Source organism: Pseudomonas sp. HY2-MNA-CIBAN-0224, from assembly GCF_040310285.1.
GTDB classification, from domain to species: Bacteria; Pseudomonadota; Gammaproteobacteria; order Pseudomonadales; family Pseudomonadaceae; genus Aquipseudomonas; species Aquipseudomonas helleri.
This window is the reverse complement of the sequence record NZ_JBEOPQ010000793.1, coordinates 1-247: the sequence shown is the minus strand read 5'-3', so window position 1 is coordinate 247 and position 247 is coordinate 1. Positions and strand designations below refer to the sequence as shown.

The 247-nt window shown below is 43.3% G+C and carries 1 protein-coding gene; it reads left to right on the top strand.

What is annotated here, in order from left to right; all coding sequences use genetic code 11:
- Positions 1-247: transposase (locus AAEZ03_RS28485; protein ID WP_350583326.1), on the top strand; the 247-nt coding region annotated here is incomplete at both ends.

Below are 247 nucleotides of genomic sequence, written 5' to 3'. Positions count from 1 at the left end.
GCAGTATTTCAGCATTAAGACTGAGTAAGCACATTGAAGTTAATTGGCGAACGGCACGTTTGATATTAAGTAAGCTGAGAACAGCTATGGGCCATAGAGACAGCTTATATAGACTGTCAGGGGTCATTGAAATTGATGATGCGTTAGTAGGTGGCAGAAGGAAGGGCAAGCGTGGACGTGGAGCAGAAGGTAAAACACCTGTTTTAGTTGCCGTTGAAAGCAAAGGAAAAAGAGCTGGATTTATTGC